We start from the raw sequence: 12766 nt of genomic DNA, 5'->3' as shown, positions 1-12766 counted from the left end.
TCAGCGGGCTCCGGTTCGTGTCGATCGTTGTCCGCGTTCATTTCGAGTATTCTGCGGACCGGCATCGCGAGTTCTGCACGATGTGTCACCGGGCTCAAAAACGATGACGACTCTGATACGCGACAAGCAGCGGGAGCAACCACGAATGTTTCGCCAGAAACGAATCCGACAAAGTCTGTTCATTGTGACGGCATTGATTGCCGCGACGTTTGCCGGGTGCGGCGAAGATTCCGGCCCGGAGAAGTCCGCCGGCGAGGAGGTTCGCGGAACCATCGGCTATTCGGCGCTGACGCTCACGAACCCGTTCTTCAAGGTCATTGCCGACAAGATGACCGAAGAAGCGGCGGCTCACGGATACAAGGTGATCGTTGTGTCCGCGGATCAGGACGTGAACGAACAATCGCGCCAGATCGATAACTTTATCGTGCAGGGAGTCACCGCCATCGTGCTGAATCCGGCGGATTCCCAATCGATCGGCCAGGCCATCAGGAAGGCGAACGACGCAGGGATTCCGGTGTTCACGAACGACATCAAATACGCCGGTTCCGACGGCAAGGTCATCTGTCATGTCGCCACTGACAACCTGCAGGGCGGGCGACTTGCCGGAGAAGCCATGGTCAGGCTTCTTGGCGAATCGGGAGGCCAGGTCGGCATTCTGGGCTACCCGGACGTCGAATCGTGCCAGATGCGAGTCCAGGGATTCAAAGAAGTTGTCGATGCTCACAATGCCGCGAATCCGAATGCGAAGATCGAATTGGTTTCAGAACTGAATGGAGAAGGAACGCGCGATGCCGGCAAACAGGCGACTCAGGCCATGATCGAAGCCAATCCGGATCTCGCCGCCATCTTCGCGATCAATGACCCGTCAGCACTTGGAGCCTGGGTGGCTATCGATGCCGTCGGCAAGACTGACCAGGTGACGATTATCGGATTCGACGGCCACATCGATGGCAAGCGCGCGATTCTGGAAGGCAAGATCCTCTGCGATCCGATCCAGTTCCCCGATCGGATGGCGGTGCAGACAATCGATTCCATCGTGAAGTACTTTGCCGGCGATACGAATCTGGAATCAGAAATCCTGATCCCGTCGCAGCTCTATTACAAAGCCGACGCGGAGAAGGATCCGGAACTGGCGTCGGGCCATTGACAACTTTGGGCGTGCTATCCGTCGAGAGATGCGCGACGAAGTGTTTCCGGCGGTCCGATGCTGCCGATCGCTGACCACTGAAGGAACCGGCGCCGATGTCGCTCAGTGACACGTACTTCAGTGACGCAGACTGCGCGATACCGACGCCGACTGCGGCAAATTCCCATTGACGGTGGGAATGCACGGCGCCTCGGGAAATAATGCCGACGGAAACTCAATGTGAACTCAGTGCGGCCGTGCAACAACCCGGCCAGCCGAATTCTCTGACCAGGTGATCTTGCGATGTACACGTTGAAGATGGCCAAACGCGTGCTGCTGGAAACTGACAAGCGTTTGCTTTGGAAACTTGTCTGGAATCTTGGCGTCAAGGGCAGCCGTTCCGTCATGAAACACCGGCGACGGATGAAGCGCGGACAGTTCTTTCCGCCGTTCCTGTATGTGTCGATCATCAACAGTTGCAACCTGCGCTGCCAGGGATGCTGGGTCGATGTCGCTCACAGGCAACAGACGATTGATCTGCCGGCGATGAACAAGCTCATCACCGAAGCCAAGGCCGCCGGCAACAGTTTCTTCGGACTTGTCGGCGGTGAACCGTTCATGCACCCCGAACTGTTCGACATCCTGGCGGCTCATCCGGACTGCTACTTTCAGGTCTTTACGAACGGGCAGTTCATCTCGGAGGAAAAAGCGAGGCGCCTGTTCGAACTGGGAAATGTGACTCCGCTGATCAGCATCGAAGGCAATGAGATTATCAGCGACGAACGGCGGGGCCGGTCGGACGTGTACAGCAAGTCTTTGGCCGGAATTCAGAACTGCCTGAAGCACAACGTGATGACGGGAGTCTGCACCAGTCTGTGCAGGACGAACATTGACGACCTGCTGACCGAAGAATGGATCGACCGGCTGATCGAAATGGGCGTGCTGTACACCTGGTTTCACGTCTATCGGCCAATGGGGCCGGACGCGATGCCCGAATTGTGTCTGACTCCCGAACAGCAGCGGCGTGCCCGCGAGTTTGTCGTCGACATGCGTGCCAGAAAACCGATCGTCATAATCGACGCCTACTACGATGGAGAAGGCAAAGCGCTTTGTCCCGCGGCGAATGGCATCAGTCACCACATCAATCCCTGGGGAGATATCGAACCGTGTCCGATCGTGCAGTTTTCGAAGGAATCCATCCATTCGACGGACGATGATCGACCGCTGTTTGAGAAGTTTACTCAGTCGGAGTACCTGGCGGACTTTCGACTGCTGGCTCAGGAAACAACGCGCGGCTGCATCGTTCTGGAACGACCCGAACTGCTGAGTCAGCTCGTGGAAAAACACCAGGCCAGGGATTCAACCGCGCGCGGGACCGCGCTGCAGGAACTGAAGTCGATGGTTCCCCGGACATCGCAATATCATCCGGGGCACGAAGTCCCCGAACGAAATCTGTACTATCGACTGGCAAAGCGATTTCTGTTCAATGACTTTGGTGTCTACAGCGGGCACGATCATTCGACGTCAGCGGCTCCGTTTCTGACCTCCGGCGGCGATGCAGTCGTGGAAGCGACAGGTGTCGGATCCGGAGTGCGGCATCAGACGCATGAAGACTGCTGCATGTCCGAAACGCTGGTTCCACTTGCCGCTGATGCAGGCTCGAAAGCAGAGTCGCAGCACTGATCGTGACGGTTGATATCGCACGGATCGCTGGGCGAATTGCGGCAAAAGCACGGCGGCAGGTTTCGGACGCCGCCGGACAAATCTGTCGCGGTGCGGTTGCCACACCAGCCGTGTCGCCGCTATGTTCACAGTCCGGATGGAAATGCCTGCACGGACTACCGGCCTTGCGCAGTTGCGTCAGTCTGCGCGGCGTCGCAGTGTCGAGAATGAACGGATTCCTGTGAAGTTCAACTCTTGCTTCATTCCTGTTCGAAAGTCTGCTGGAGATTCTATGAGATCGCTTCTGTGCATTGCTCTGCTGCTGAGTCTGTCAAACATCGCCGCCGCGGAGCTGACGATGAGTTCCGTATTCAGCGACCACATGGTCCTGCAGCGGGATTCGCCAATTCACATCTGGGGCTGGACCGCCGCAAATCAGGAAGTTGTTGTCTCGCTTGGCGGGAAGGGAGTGAAGGTCAATGCGGATGCCGACGGACGGTTCGACGCGGAACTTCCGCCGATGTCAGCCGGCGGTCCTCACACACTGTCGGTGGCCGCCGACGAAACGAAGGCGTTTGCCGACGTACTGATCGGCGAAGTCTGGCTGTGTTCCGGCCAGTCGAATATGCAGTGGCCGGTCGCCGCGTCGAACGATGCTGATCTGGAAAGCCTGACCGCGAAGTATCCGAATCTGCGGATCATTACCGTGCCCCAGGTCGGTTCTCAGCAGCCGGAACGCAGCTTTCGCGGTGAATGGCAGGCGGTGACTCCCGATACCGTCAAGGACTTTTCCGCCGTGGGCTATTTCTTCGGCAGGCAATTGCAGGAGACACTGGATATCCCCGTCGGACTGATCGACAACTCCTGGGGAGGCTCTGCCGCGGAAGCGTGGGTGCCCACCGCAAAGCTGCAGGGAAGGGAACTGTATGCTCCCCTGCTGGATCGCTGGAAGAAGATGGAAGCGGATCCGGAGGCCAACAAGAATCAACTGGCGGGCCAGCACCGTCCGGCGAATCTGTACAATGGCGTGCTGTATCCGGTGCTGGGCTACACGATTCGCGGTGCCATCTGGTATCAGGGCGAATCCAATGCCGGCCGTGCTTACCAGTATCGCGACCTGTTTCCGCTGATGATTCAAACCTGGCGGGACGACTGGAAGCAGGGAGATTTTCCGTTCTACTGGGTGCAACTGGCTGACTTCAACGGAGAAGCATCAGAACCCGGTGACAGTGCCTGGGCCGAACTTCGCGAAGCTCAGACGATGACGATGACCGCACTGCCGAACACGGGAGAAGCAGTCATCATCAATCTCGGCGAAGCCAGCGACATTCATCCGCGGAACAAGCAGGACGTTGGCAAGCGGCTGGCTCGCTGGGCGCTGGCCAACGAATATGGCATTCCCGTGGCTTTCCACAGCCCGATGTACAGTTCAATGACTGTTGACGGAAACAAAGTCACGCTGAAGTTTGCACACGTCGGCGGCGGTATGGACACCTTCGACGTGAAGGAACCGATCGGCTTCACCGTGGCCGGTGAAGATCGGCACTTCCATAAGGCGTCGGCAAGACTTGTCGACAGGGAAACGATTGAAGTCTGGAACGATTCCGTCGCAAACCCCGTGGCCGTGCGATATGCGTGGGCGGACAACCCTGTCGTGAATGTTCAGAGTGCGGAAGGATTGCCGCTGACGCCGTTTCGCACGGACGACTGGCCCGGCGTAACAGCCGACGCGAAATAGCCGACGCGAAGGTGTCGGCAGCGACCGTGCGAAAACGACAGATGTGATTCGCGACGCGGGATTTGGTGAGCCGCCCGACGGGATGCCGGGCCGATGCAGATCGGCCCGGTGACGTCGCGCGGCTCGTCCGTTTTTTGCCGGGCGATTCGTGCGAAAAACGTGTGGCCAGCGCGGTCACAGTCCCAGGACGTCCGCCATCGAATACAGGCCGGCGGACTTGTTCGCGACGAATTTTGCGGCGGCAAGTGCCCCGTAGGCGTAGCTGTCGCGCGTGTGGCCGCGGACGGTCAGGTCGATCGTTTCACCCAGCAGTCCAAACACGATGGTGTGTTCGCCGACATTGTCGCCGGTTCTTAAAGCGTGGTAGCCGATCTCATCGCGGGGCCGCGGGCCGGGGCGGCCATGACGGCCGTGGACGTGTGCCGTCTGGCCCATTTGTTCCGCGATCAGCCTCCCGAAATGCAGTGCTGTGCCGCTGGGAGCATCTTCTTTGAAGCGGTGATGCCGTTCAATGATCTCCACATCGCAGCCGGCGGTCGTATTCTTCAGCACGCGAGCGGCATCCGAAGCCAGCTTCATCACCAGATTGACGGCGGTACTCATGCTGGGAGCCATCACCAGCGGAATGGACTGTGCGACCTTTGCGACGCGCTGCAATTGTGCCGTCGACAAACCGGTTGTCGCCAGGACGAGCGGAATCAGGCGTTCTTCGCAGACCGTGATGATGCCGTCGACACCTTCCGGCGTCGAAAAGTCAATCATCACATTGGCTTTGCCAACCAGCTCCGCAGTCACCGCGACGCCGCAGTTTCCGGCTCCGCAGAGTTCGCCCGCGTCCTTTCCCAGCGACGGGCTTGCGGCGGCTTCCAGCGCGGCTGACAGTTTCAGTTCGCTGTCCGCCAGCGTCAGCGAGACGATGCGCTGCCCCATGCGACCTGCGGCTCCGTTGACAGCAATCGTCAGTGGATTCGATGACATCGATGATTTCCGGAAATCAAAGGGATATTCGTTTTGAAAGTAGCGGCGCGGCGGACGGTAGCCTCTGCCAGACATTGGTTTCAGAACACACCGGCCGGCGTCGAAGCGTCTTCATGGCGGACGCCGACGCAGTTCTCCAGCCAGTCATCCAGCATCGCGATCGTGTCGCAGACGGTCAGCAGCGAACGATACTTTGACGGAAGAAACTGCTGTTCGACCATGTTGTCAATGGTTGTGATCAGGCCGTCATAAAGCCCGTTCAGGTTCAGCAGGGCGATCGGACGCGTGTGAATCTTCAGTTGAGCCCAGGACAACACCTCAAACAGTTCTTCCATCGTGCCGTATCCTCCCGGCAGCGCGATGTACGCATCGGACAGTTCGTGCATCAAAGCCTTGCGGGCGTGCATGTCCGGTACGATGCGCATGTCATCGACTCGCGAATGCATCAGTTCGACACTGGCCAGCGATTCGGGAATGACGCCAATGACGTCGCCGCTGTTCTTCAGCATCTCATCCGCGATCGCGCCCATCAATCCCACGCTGCCGCCGCCGTACACCAGTCGATGCTGTCGACGAATCAGCAATCTCGCGAGTTCCTCCGCCGCGGACGCGGCCGTGTCATGGAGCCCAGTTCTGGAACCACAAAAAACGCAGATTGCTGACATGGCGTAGAACTTTCTGAATGCCGGACGTTTCTGCAGCGGTCGCCGCTGAAACAGGACCGGTCTTTGACGTTCCGATTCCGGAACGTGAAGCTGTCAATCCGCGCTGAGTATCCGTCGAAATGCGACCAACTGCTGCATCGGTTCGAACAGAGCTTCCCGGAACAGCGCCATCGCGGGTTCGTTTTCGGTACCGACCTGAGCTTCGATTAACTGCACAGACTGGTCGCGAAGTCGCCGCGTGATCTCCAGGACAAGTGACAGTCCGTAGCCCTGTCGGCGGTACGGCTCCGGCACGTAGATTTGCCGCATTCCTACAGCCCGCACGCCCCACTTGGGCACGTACACGTCCAGGCCGATGATTTGTCCCATGGCGACTGCTTCATTCGACACGCGATCGCGTAATTCGAACTGAATGGCGTCAAGGTGACCGAAACGCGTGTACCACCACCAGTTCAGCCCGGGAATCCGGTCAGTAATCACCAGATTCAGCCGACGGCGGTGACGCAGCAGTCGGGAACTGACGGGATCACGTCCCTTGTTCAGATCACGATGCAGCACGACAACGGGAGGTCTGGCCTGGTATCCCAGCCGTTCGAAAAGCTGACTCCAGGGAGCGGCGGATTCGGCAAAGCCGGACGGTTCCAGTCCGCCATAAATCCCCACGTAGAAACCGTTTCCATCAGCCCCGCCTCCCGCCGTGACTTCCTTCGCGCCTTTTCCCGCGAGGTAGCCCTCTGCGCGGCGGATGAGTTCCGTGGCAATGCCGCGGCGGCGAAAATCGGGATGCACGACCAGAGCGGCAATGACGCCTTTTTCGAAATCCAGAGCGTCGCCGGCGCGGCTCGCTGAGAAACCCGCATGGACAAAGCCGATCACACGTTCGTCTTCGATTGCAAGAATGCAGCCGCGACGGTCAAAGAATGGCTGCGAGAAGACGAATAACTCAAGTACGTCGCAGGGAAAGCCTTCGGCGGCGCTGGGGCCAAGGTTGCTGGCGTGCCAAAGTCTCAGAATTTTCGGAGGATCGGCGTTGTGAAAGGTACGGTACTCGACCACAAAATCATCCATGCCAGAAAGTTACTCGGATGCGTCGGAATCTAACGCTCGCCATTCTCTGAGGCAAGTTGTTAGAGTTGGCGTCGCAGACATTCCGACGTTTCGTCAGGATGCGACTTACGACGCGTTCGTCGTCCTTCAGCCCTCGCAACAGAAGAGTCGAATTGATTTGATGACCTGGACCGACCGCGAACTGACGGCGTGGCTGGACGAGATGCTGCCCGTCGACCGAATGACACAACTCGAACAGCAACTTCGCGACGATGCCGCCCTGCAGCGCCGAATCGCCGCCATCATTCGCGACCGCGATCAGGGCGGGCACACCGTCGGCGAAATCTGGCAGCGCGAACGGCTCAGTTGCCCGGGCCGCAGTGAGCTGGGCGGTTACCTGCTGGGAACGCTGACTGCCGAAGCCGCAGCCTATGTGGAATTCCACCTGCTGACGGCGGGATGCCGCGTTTGCCAGGCCAATCTGAAGGATCTTGAAGACCACGCGACCGCGGCCTCCGACGCCCCCGTGCGCAGAAAACGATTCTTCGAATCATCCGCCGGACTGCTGAGTCAGCCGGACAGCGGCGAAGAATTCTAACTATGCCCCGCAACAGGCCATCCGGTTCGCCACCGGGAATCGTGCAGCCACTCGATTACGGCATGTTCCGCGGCAATCGTGGCCACTGGCACGGCGATGGTTCTCGCCGTCCGCGCCATTCTCACGAGCAGCCGCCTGAACCGCAGCCTCCCGATCCACAGCCTGACGATTGCTGAATGACTCCGTCGGCGCTAACGGACTGGACATGAATGATGCCCAGGCCGGCGGCAGCCGCCAAAAGCGCTAAGCGAGTCGTTTCCGCGCCCCGATCGTTCAGCACGTACAGCACAATTCGGCTGCGATCCAGCGTCCATTCCAGATCAATGAGCTGCAACTGCAGATTCCATGCATCGATCCGCTTCCGCCAGTCTTCAAACTGCTGATTCGCCATGCGTTCGTTTTCACGGAATCGGCCTAGATCGTCGTCGCTCGCGGTTCGCAGAACAGACCCGGACACGACTCTTCCGGCAGCCATTGCAGGTACCAAATTTTCCAGGACGGCACCGAGTTCCAGCCCGCGACTGGTTTCGACGACAACTCGCGTCCCGCGAATGTCATTGCCGTTCAGTTCGCTATTTCGGTCTGCGGTGGTCGGAAGTTCCTGAGATGACCATTCGAATCGCGCAACCTGTGGTACGGAACCATACCGTACCAGCACCACCCGGGAGCTGGCTGAGTTCGATTCAGAAACGGTTGATACGGGCGCTGGAGAGATCACGTGTCACAGAGTCCCGGCAATTCATGTTCAGCGATTGAGAAATGCCGACCATCACAAATGACGTCGACTTCGGATTTGCTACGCTCCTGCCGAAGCGGTCATACCAGTATCGAAGATCCGGAGCCAAACTCCAATGAAGGCACTTGTAAAACGACACGCAGAAAAGGGATTGTGGCTTGAGGACGTGCCGGAACCGAAACCGGGCCTGAACGATGTTCTGATCCGGATCGACCGGACCGGAATCTGCGGCACGGACGTTCATATCTACGAATGGGACGAGTGGGCGAAAAAGACGATTCCCGTTCCGATGGTTGTCGGACACGAATTCGTGGGAGAAGTCGTTGAGGTCGGCAGCAACGTGCTGGACTTTCACGTCGGCGAAGTCGTCAGCGGCGAAGGCCATGTTGTCTGCGGGCGCTGCCGAAACTGCCTCGCCGGTCGTCGGCACCTCTGTGCGAAGACGCAGGGTATCGGTGTGAATCGTCCCGGAGCGTTTGCTGAGTACATCTCGCTGCCGATGACCAACGTCTGGCATCATGCCGATGACATTGATCGTGATATCGCGTCGATCTTTGACCCGTTCGGCAACGCCGTTCATACGGCGCTTTCATTCGACGTCCTTGGCGAAGACGTGCTGATCACTGGTGCCGGTCCAATCGGTCTGATGGCCGCCGCTGTCGTCCGCCACGCGGGAGCACGCCACGTTGTAATCACCGACGTGAACCCGTGGCGCCTGCGACTGGCGCAGGAACTTGGCGTCACTCTGGCCGTTGATGTCCGCGATACCAAACTGGAAGACGTCCAGCGGCAACTTGGAATGCAGGAAGGCTTCGACGTCGGGCTGGAAATGTCGGGCAATCCGGCGGCGTTCCGTGACATGCTGAAGAACATGTGCCACGGCGGAAAGATCGCGATGCTGGGGATTCCTTCGGAAGAAATCGCGATCGACTGGAATACCGTGGTGTTCAACATGCTGACGATCAAGGGCATCTACGGTCGTGAGATGTATGAGACCTGGTACAAGATGACCGTGATGCTTCAAAGCGGTCTGAACATCAGCCCCGTGATCACTCATCGCCTGCCGTACAACGATTTTCAGCAGGGATTCGACGCCATGCGTTCAGGAGAATCGGGCAAGGTCATTCTGAATTGGCGATCTTCGTAATCGCCGGAAGTTCCTGCTGCGAGCCATTTCAATGACGGACTTATTCCTGGACCATCTTTCGTCACAGCTTGAAGAGATCCGGCTGCAGGGTCTGCTGAAGGCCGAACGCCTGATTGATTCGCCACAGAGTGCTGACATCAGGCTGGCTGACCACAGCCAGGTGCTGAACCTCTGCGCGAACAACTATCTGGGGCTGGCGGACCATCCGGAGATCGTCCGGGCAGCTCACGAAGGGCTTGACCGCTGGGGCTACGGGATGGCATCGGTGAGATTCATCTGCGGCACTCAGACAGTTCACCGGCAACTGGAACGCGGCCTGAGCGAATTTCTGCAGATGGACGACACGATTCTGTACAGCTCCTGCTTCGACGCGAACGGCGGCCTGTTTGAAACCATCCTTTCCGCCGAAGATGCGGTGATTTCCGATCAGTTGAACCACGCCAGCATCATTGACGGAATTCGCCTGTGTAAGGCTCAGCGGTTTCGGTATCGCAACAATGATATGGCGGACCTTGAGGAGCAGTTGAAGCAATCCCGGTCGGCTCGGTTTCGTCTGATTGCCACCGACGGCGTGTTTTCGATGGATGGCTTTCTGGCGAACCTGGCCGACATCTGCGAACTCGCTGACAGGTACGACGCGATGGTGATGGTGGATGATTCTCACGCCGTTGGATTTATCGGCGACCATGGCCGGGGCACTCCCGAACACTGCGGTGTTATGGACCGAGTCGACATCATCACGGGCACGCTGGGAAAGGCGCTTGGCGGAGCCAGCGGTGGCTTCACCAGCGCCAGACAGCCCATCGTGGATCTGCTTCGGCAAAGATCGCGACCCTACCTGTTTTCAAACACGCTGGCACCGCCCATCGCGGCGGCATCATTGAAGACATTGCAGTTGCTCAGCGAATCCGACAGCCTGCGGACACGACTGCGAGACAATACGGCGTTCTTTCGGAAGGCGATGTCTTCCGAAGGTTTTCGGATCCCGGATGGCGTGCATCCGATCATTCCGGTCATGATCGGCGATGCCGCACTGGCGACGAAGTTGTCCGATTCCCTGCTGAAACGCGGAATCTACGCCGTGGGCTTTTCCTTCCCGGTCGTTCCGAAGGGCGAAGCGCGAATCCGAACGCAAATGTCTGCGGCTCACACGACAGACCATCTGGAACGGGCGGTTGCCGCGTTTCGGGACGCGGGGCGCGAGGTGGGTTTGATCTGACGACTTCCGTTCGCGAATCCTGCCGCGTGGCGCGTCGTCGCCGCGACTCTGCGCGATTACAGGTCGGCCGCTTCATGAACGATGCCGAAACGCGATCGAGCCGACGAGGCTCCGTGAAGAGCTTCGCCGGCTCGAATGGAATCGGCCCGGAAGTGAGCAGGTTCGGTCGGCGGACCCCTACTTTCCGCCGAAGACGGCGCTGTTGTTGCCGGTGGAGCTGGTAGCGCCGCGACGACGGTTCGAGTAGAGTCCGGAGATCGCAGCGGAACTGTTTCTGCTGCCGAATGTCGCTCCGACCGAACCGCTGCGGGCTCCATTGGATAGTTTGCCAGGAAATTCCTGTCCGGGAGTCCAGCTGATCTGCTTGCGGCTGTAGCCGATGTGTTCCAGGAATGCTCCAAGGCTGATTACGTAAACGCCGTGGTTGTCAGCCTGATTGCGGAGTTCCGCTGTGCTGTTCTTGATGTCACGGTACGCCGCCTGCAGGTCAGCGTCGTTGGTGTCGTTGGTTTCTCCGGTATCCGCGATCACCAGGTACCGGATTCGTTCCGTGATTCTGTCCTGGGCTTCCTGGGAGGCGATCGGCTTCCCGGAACCGTCAGTGAATCGGCCTTCCTTGTCGACCATCACAGCAATATCCGCGCCGGCTCCCGTCACGATTCTCTTAAATGCGGCACGGTCACTGTCGCTGCCGTCTTTGCCATCCAGGTTGATCATGCCGGCCACCGCGATTTGCAGTTTCTCTCCGCTGGTGAAGATCGGCGAATAGATCGGGTCATCGTTGGCAACGGGCCGGATAAGGTCTTCTTCAACGATACGCGCCTCAGCCAGGTGATTGCCGAGAATTGAAACGACTTCAATCTTGCCTTTCACGTCCTCGGTGTTGTTTCGGCCCACACCGTTGTTGTTTTTCTGATAGACGGAAAACGTCGTGCCGATTCGCAGTTCATCGCTCTCACCCAGGTTGATGTAGCAGATCTTCCGCGAACGATCGATGGACGACACGATGCCGTCAGCGCGGCTGAAGCTCAGGTCTTCCTGTTCAAACAGCTTCTTGCGCAGGAAGACCAGCGCCGTGCGCTTTTGCGTGATATCGGCCTCCAGATCGGCCGTGTCCCGGTTGTATCGAGTCTGCAGCGCTGCGTAGTTGCTTTCGAGTTCGTTCTTTTCCTTAATCAGATCGTCGATCTGTGTCTGCAACTGGGACAGTTCTTCGCTGTGCTGCACTTCCTTTTTGCGGAGATCTTCTTCAGTTCGCCGACGGGCGTCCTGGTGCTCCTTGATCTCAGCATCTTTGGAAGCAATCGTCCGATTCAGTTCCGCTTCCTTTTCATTGAAGTTTCGCAGCCGTTCCGTGGCGGTCATGGCCTGCAGGTCGCGATCTGTCGCAGCCTTCAGCAGCCCGGATTCCAGGTTCAGAGCAGCGTTGGTTCCGTCACCGGCGGCTTCTGTCACGGTTTCCTGAAGCTTTGTCACGACCGCAGCCACGTCGGTCTGATCCGCCGCACCAGGTGTCCCGGCGATTGCCAGTAACGAGCCCACCTGTTCGTTGCGTTCACGCACGGTTGTGTCGCGAGCACTCAGGTCCGCCTGAGCCTTTGCAAGCTGCCCGGACATTGCCTGGTTGTCGGACATGGTCATGTACCACGCGACGGCAAATCCGACCGCTAGGACCATCGAAAATGCAAGGGCGATAACGGGGCCATTTTTCTGCTGAGCCATAGACCTGAATCCCGGGAGATGTTTCCGAAAGGCAGCACAAAGCGGATTATGCGAAACGCAGGGAAACTACCGTCATGGCGGAGTTTCTGCAGCTTGATGGCAAAACGACGTGAAATAAGGTTATCGGA

Annotated in this window: 11 protein-coding genes; 6 read left to right on the top strand and 5 right to left on the bottom strand. The window is 58.5% G+C overall.

Features of this window, described 5'->3' with window-relative positions:
• Window positions 1–145: 145 nt before the first annotated feature.
• The 3 genes from R3C19_05445 to R3C19_05435 all read left to right on the top strand — a co-directional run bounded on the left by R3C19_05445 (window position 146) and on the right by R3C19_05435 (window position 4526).
• On the top strand, window positions 146–1147 hold the full coding sequence (locus tag R3C19_05445; protein MEZ6059787.1) for a substrate-binding domain-containing protein: 1002 nt from the start codon (window positions 146–148) through the stop codon (window positions 1145–1147).
• Window positions 1148–1429: 282 nt separating this feature from the next.
• Window positions 1430–2809 carry a radical SAM/SPASM domain-containing protein gene (locus R3C19_05440; protein MEZ6059786.1) on the top strand — a complete coding sequence of 460 codons (1380 nt, stop codon included), beginning with the start codon at window positions 1430–1432 and terminating at the stop codon, window positions 2807–2809.
• A 271-nt stretch (window positions 2810–3080) separates the two neighbouring features.
• A complete protein-coding gene (locus R3C19_05435) occupies window positions 3081–4526 on the top strand; it encodes a sialate O-acetylesterase (GenBank protein ID MEZ6059785.1) in 1446 nt (481 codons plus the stop codon).
• A gap of 174 nt (window positions 4527–4700) precedes the next feature.
• Here R3C19_05435 and dapB read toward each other — a convergent pair whose 3' ends face one another.
• The 3 genes from dapB to R3C19_05420 form a co-directional block, all read right to left on the bottom strand.
• Window positions 4701–5504: a 4-hydroxy-tetrahydrodipicolinate reductase gene (gene dapB / locus R3C19_05430; protein MEZ6059784.1), complete on the bottom strand. Its 804-nt coding sequence runs from the start codon at window positions 5502–5504 to the stop codon at window positions 4701–4703.
• Between the two features lie 80 nt (window positions 5505–5584).
• Window positions 5585–6169, bottom strand: coding sequence for a TIGR00730 family Rossman fold protein (locus R3C19_05425; protein MEZ6059783.1), 585 nt, complete (start codon window positions 6167–6169; stop codon window positions 5585–5587).
• 93 nt (window positions 6170–6262) lie between these two features.
• Entirely contained in the window at window positions 6263–7237 is a 975-nt protein-coding gene (locus R3C19_05420) for a GNAT family N-acetyltransferase (GenBank protein ID MEZ6059782.1), read from the bottom strand.
• A gap of 160 nt (window positions 7238–7397) precedes the next feature.
• Here R3C19_05420 and R3C19_05415 point away from each other — a divergent pair, with 160 nt between their 5' ends.
• Window positions 7398–7814, top strand: coding sequence for a hypothetical protein (locus tag R3C19_05415; protein ID MEZ6059781.1), 417 nt, complete (start codon window positions 7398–7400; stop codon window positions 7812–7814).
• A gap of 121 nt (window positions 7815–7935) precedes the next feature.
• Here the strand turns inward: R3C19_05415 and R3C19_05410 are convergent, their stop codons facing one another.
• Entirely contained in the window at window positions 7936–8475 is a 540-nt protein-coding gene (locus R3C19_05410; GenBank protein MEZ6059780.1) for a hypothetical protein, read from the bottom strand.
• 190 nt (window positions 8476–8665) lie between these two features.
• Between R3C19_05410 and tdh the strand changes: the two genes are divergently transcribed.
• Window positions 8666–9697 carry an L-threonine 3-dehydrogenase gene (gene tdh / locus R3C19_05405; protein MEZ6059779.1) on the top strand — a complete coding sequence of 344 codons (1032 nt, stop codon included), beginning with the start codon at window positions 8666–8668 and terminating at the stop codon, window positions 9695–9697.
• Between the two features lie 31 nt (window positions 9698–9728).
• Window positions 9729–10916, top strand: coding sequence for a glycine C-acetyltransferase (locus tag R3C19_05400; protein ID MEZ6059778.1), 1188 nt, complete (start codon window positions 9729–9731; stop codon window positions 10914–10916).
• 177 nt (window positions 10917–11093) lie between these two features.
• On the opposite strand, the gene R3C19_05395 is transcribed toward R3C19_05400, so the two are convergent.
• Window positions 11094–12638: a DUF4200 domain-containing protein gene (locus R3C19_05395; protein ID MEZ6059777.1), complete on the bottom strand. Its 1545-nt coding sequence runs from the start codon at window positions 12636–12638 to the stop codon at window positions 11094–11096.
• Window positions 12639–12766 lie beyond the last annotated feature (128 nt).

It is taken from the genome of Planctomycetaceae bacterium, from assembly GCA_041398785.1.
GTDB lineage: Bacteria > Planctomycetota > Planctomycetia > Planctomycetales > Planctomycetaceae > JAWKUA01.
The sequence above is the reverse complement of the archived record's forward strand: the minus strand, read 5'-3'. Positions and strand labels throughout refer to the sequence as shown.

Coding starts and splice junctions, on each gene's coding strand:
- R3C19_05445 (MEZ6059787.1), top strand. CDS start 146: ATGTTTCGCCAGAAACGAATCCGACAAAGTCTGTTCATTGTGACGGCA.
- R3C19_05440 (MEZ6059786.1), top strand. CDS start 1,430: ATGTACACGTTGAAGATGGCCAAACGCGTGCTGCTGGAAACTGACAAG.
- R3C19_05435 (MEZ6059785.1), top strand. CDS start 3,081: ATGAGATCGCTTCTGTGCATTGCTCTGCTGCTGAGTCTGTCAAACATC.
- dapB (MEZ6059784.1), bottom strand. CDS start 5,504: ATGTCATCGAATCCACTGACGATTGCTGTCAACGGAGCCGCAGGTCGC.
- R3C19_05425 (MEZ6059783.1), bottom strand. CDS start 6,169: ATGTCAGCAATCTGCGTTTTTTGTGGTTCCAGAACTGGGCTCCATGAC.
- R3C19_05420 (MEZ6059782.1), bottom strand. CDS start 7,237: ATGGATGATTTTGTGGTCGAGTACCGTACCTTTCACAACGCCGATCCT.
- R3C19_05415 (MEZ6059781.1), top strand. CDS start 7,398: ATGACCTGGACCGACCGCGAACTGACGGCGTGGCTGGACGAGATGCTG.
- tdh (MEZ6059779.1), top strand. CDS start 8,666: ATGAAGGCACTTGTAAAACGACACGCAGAAAAGGGATTGTGGCTTGAG.
- R3C19_05400 (MEZ6059778.1), top strand. CDS start 9,729: ATGACGGACTTATTCCTGGACCATCTTTCGTCACAGCTTGAAGAGATC.
- R3C19_05395 (MEZ6059777.1), bottom strand. CDS start 12,638: ATGGCTCAGCAGAAAAATGGCCCCGTTATCGCCCTTGCATTTTCGATG.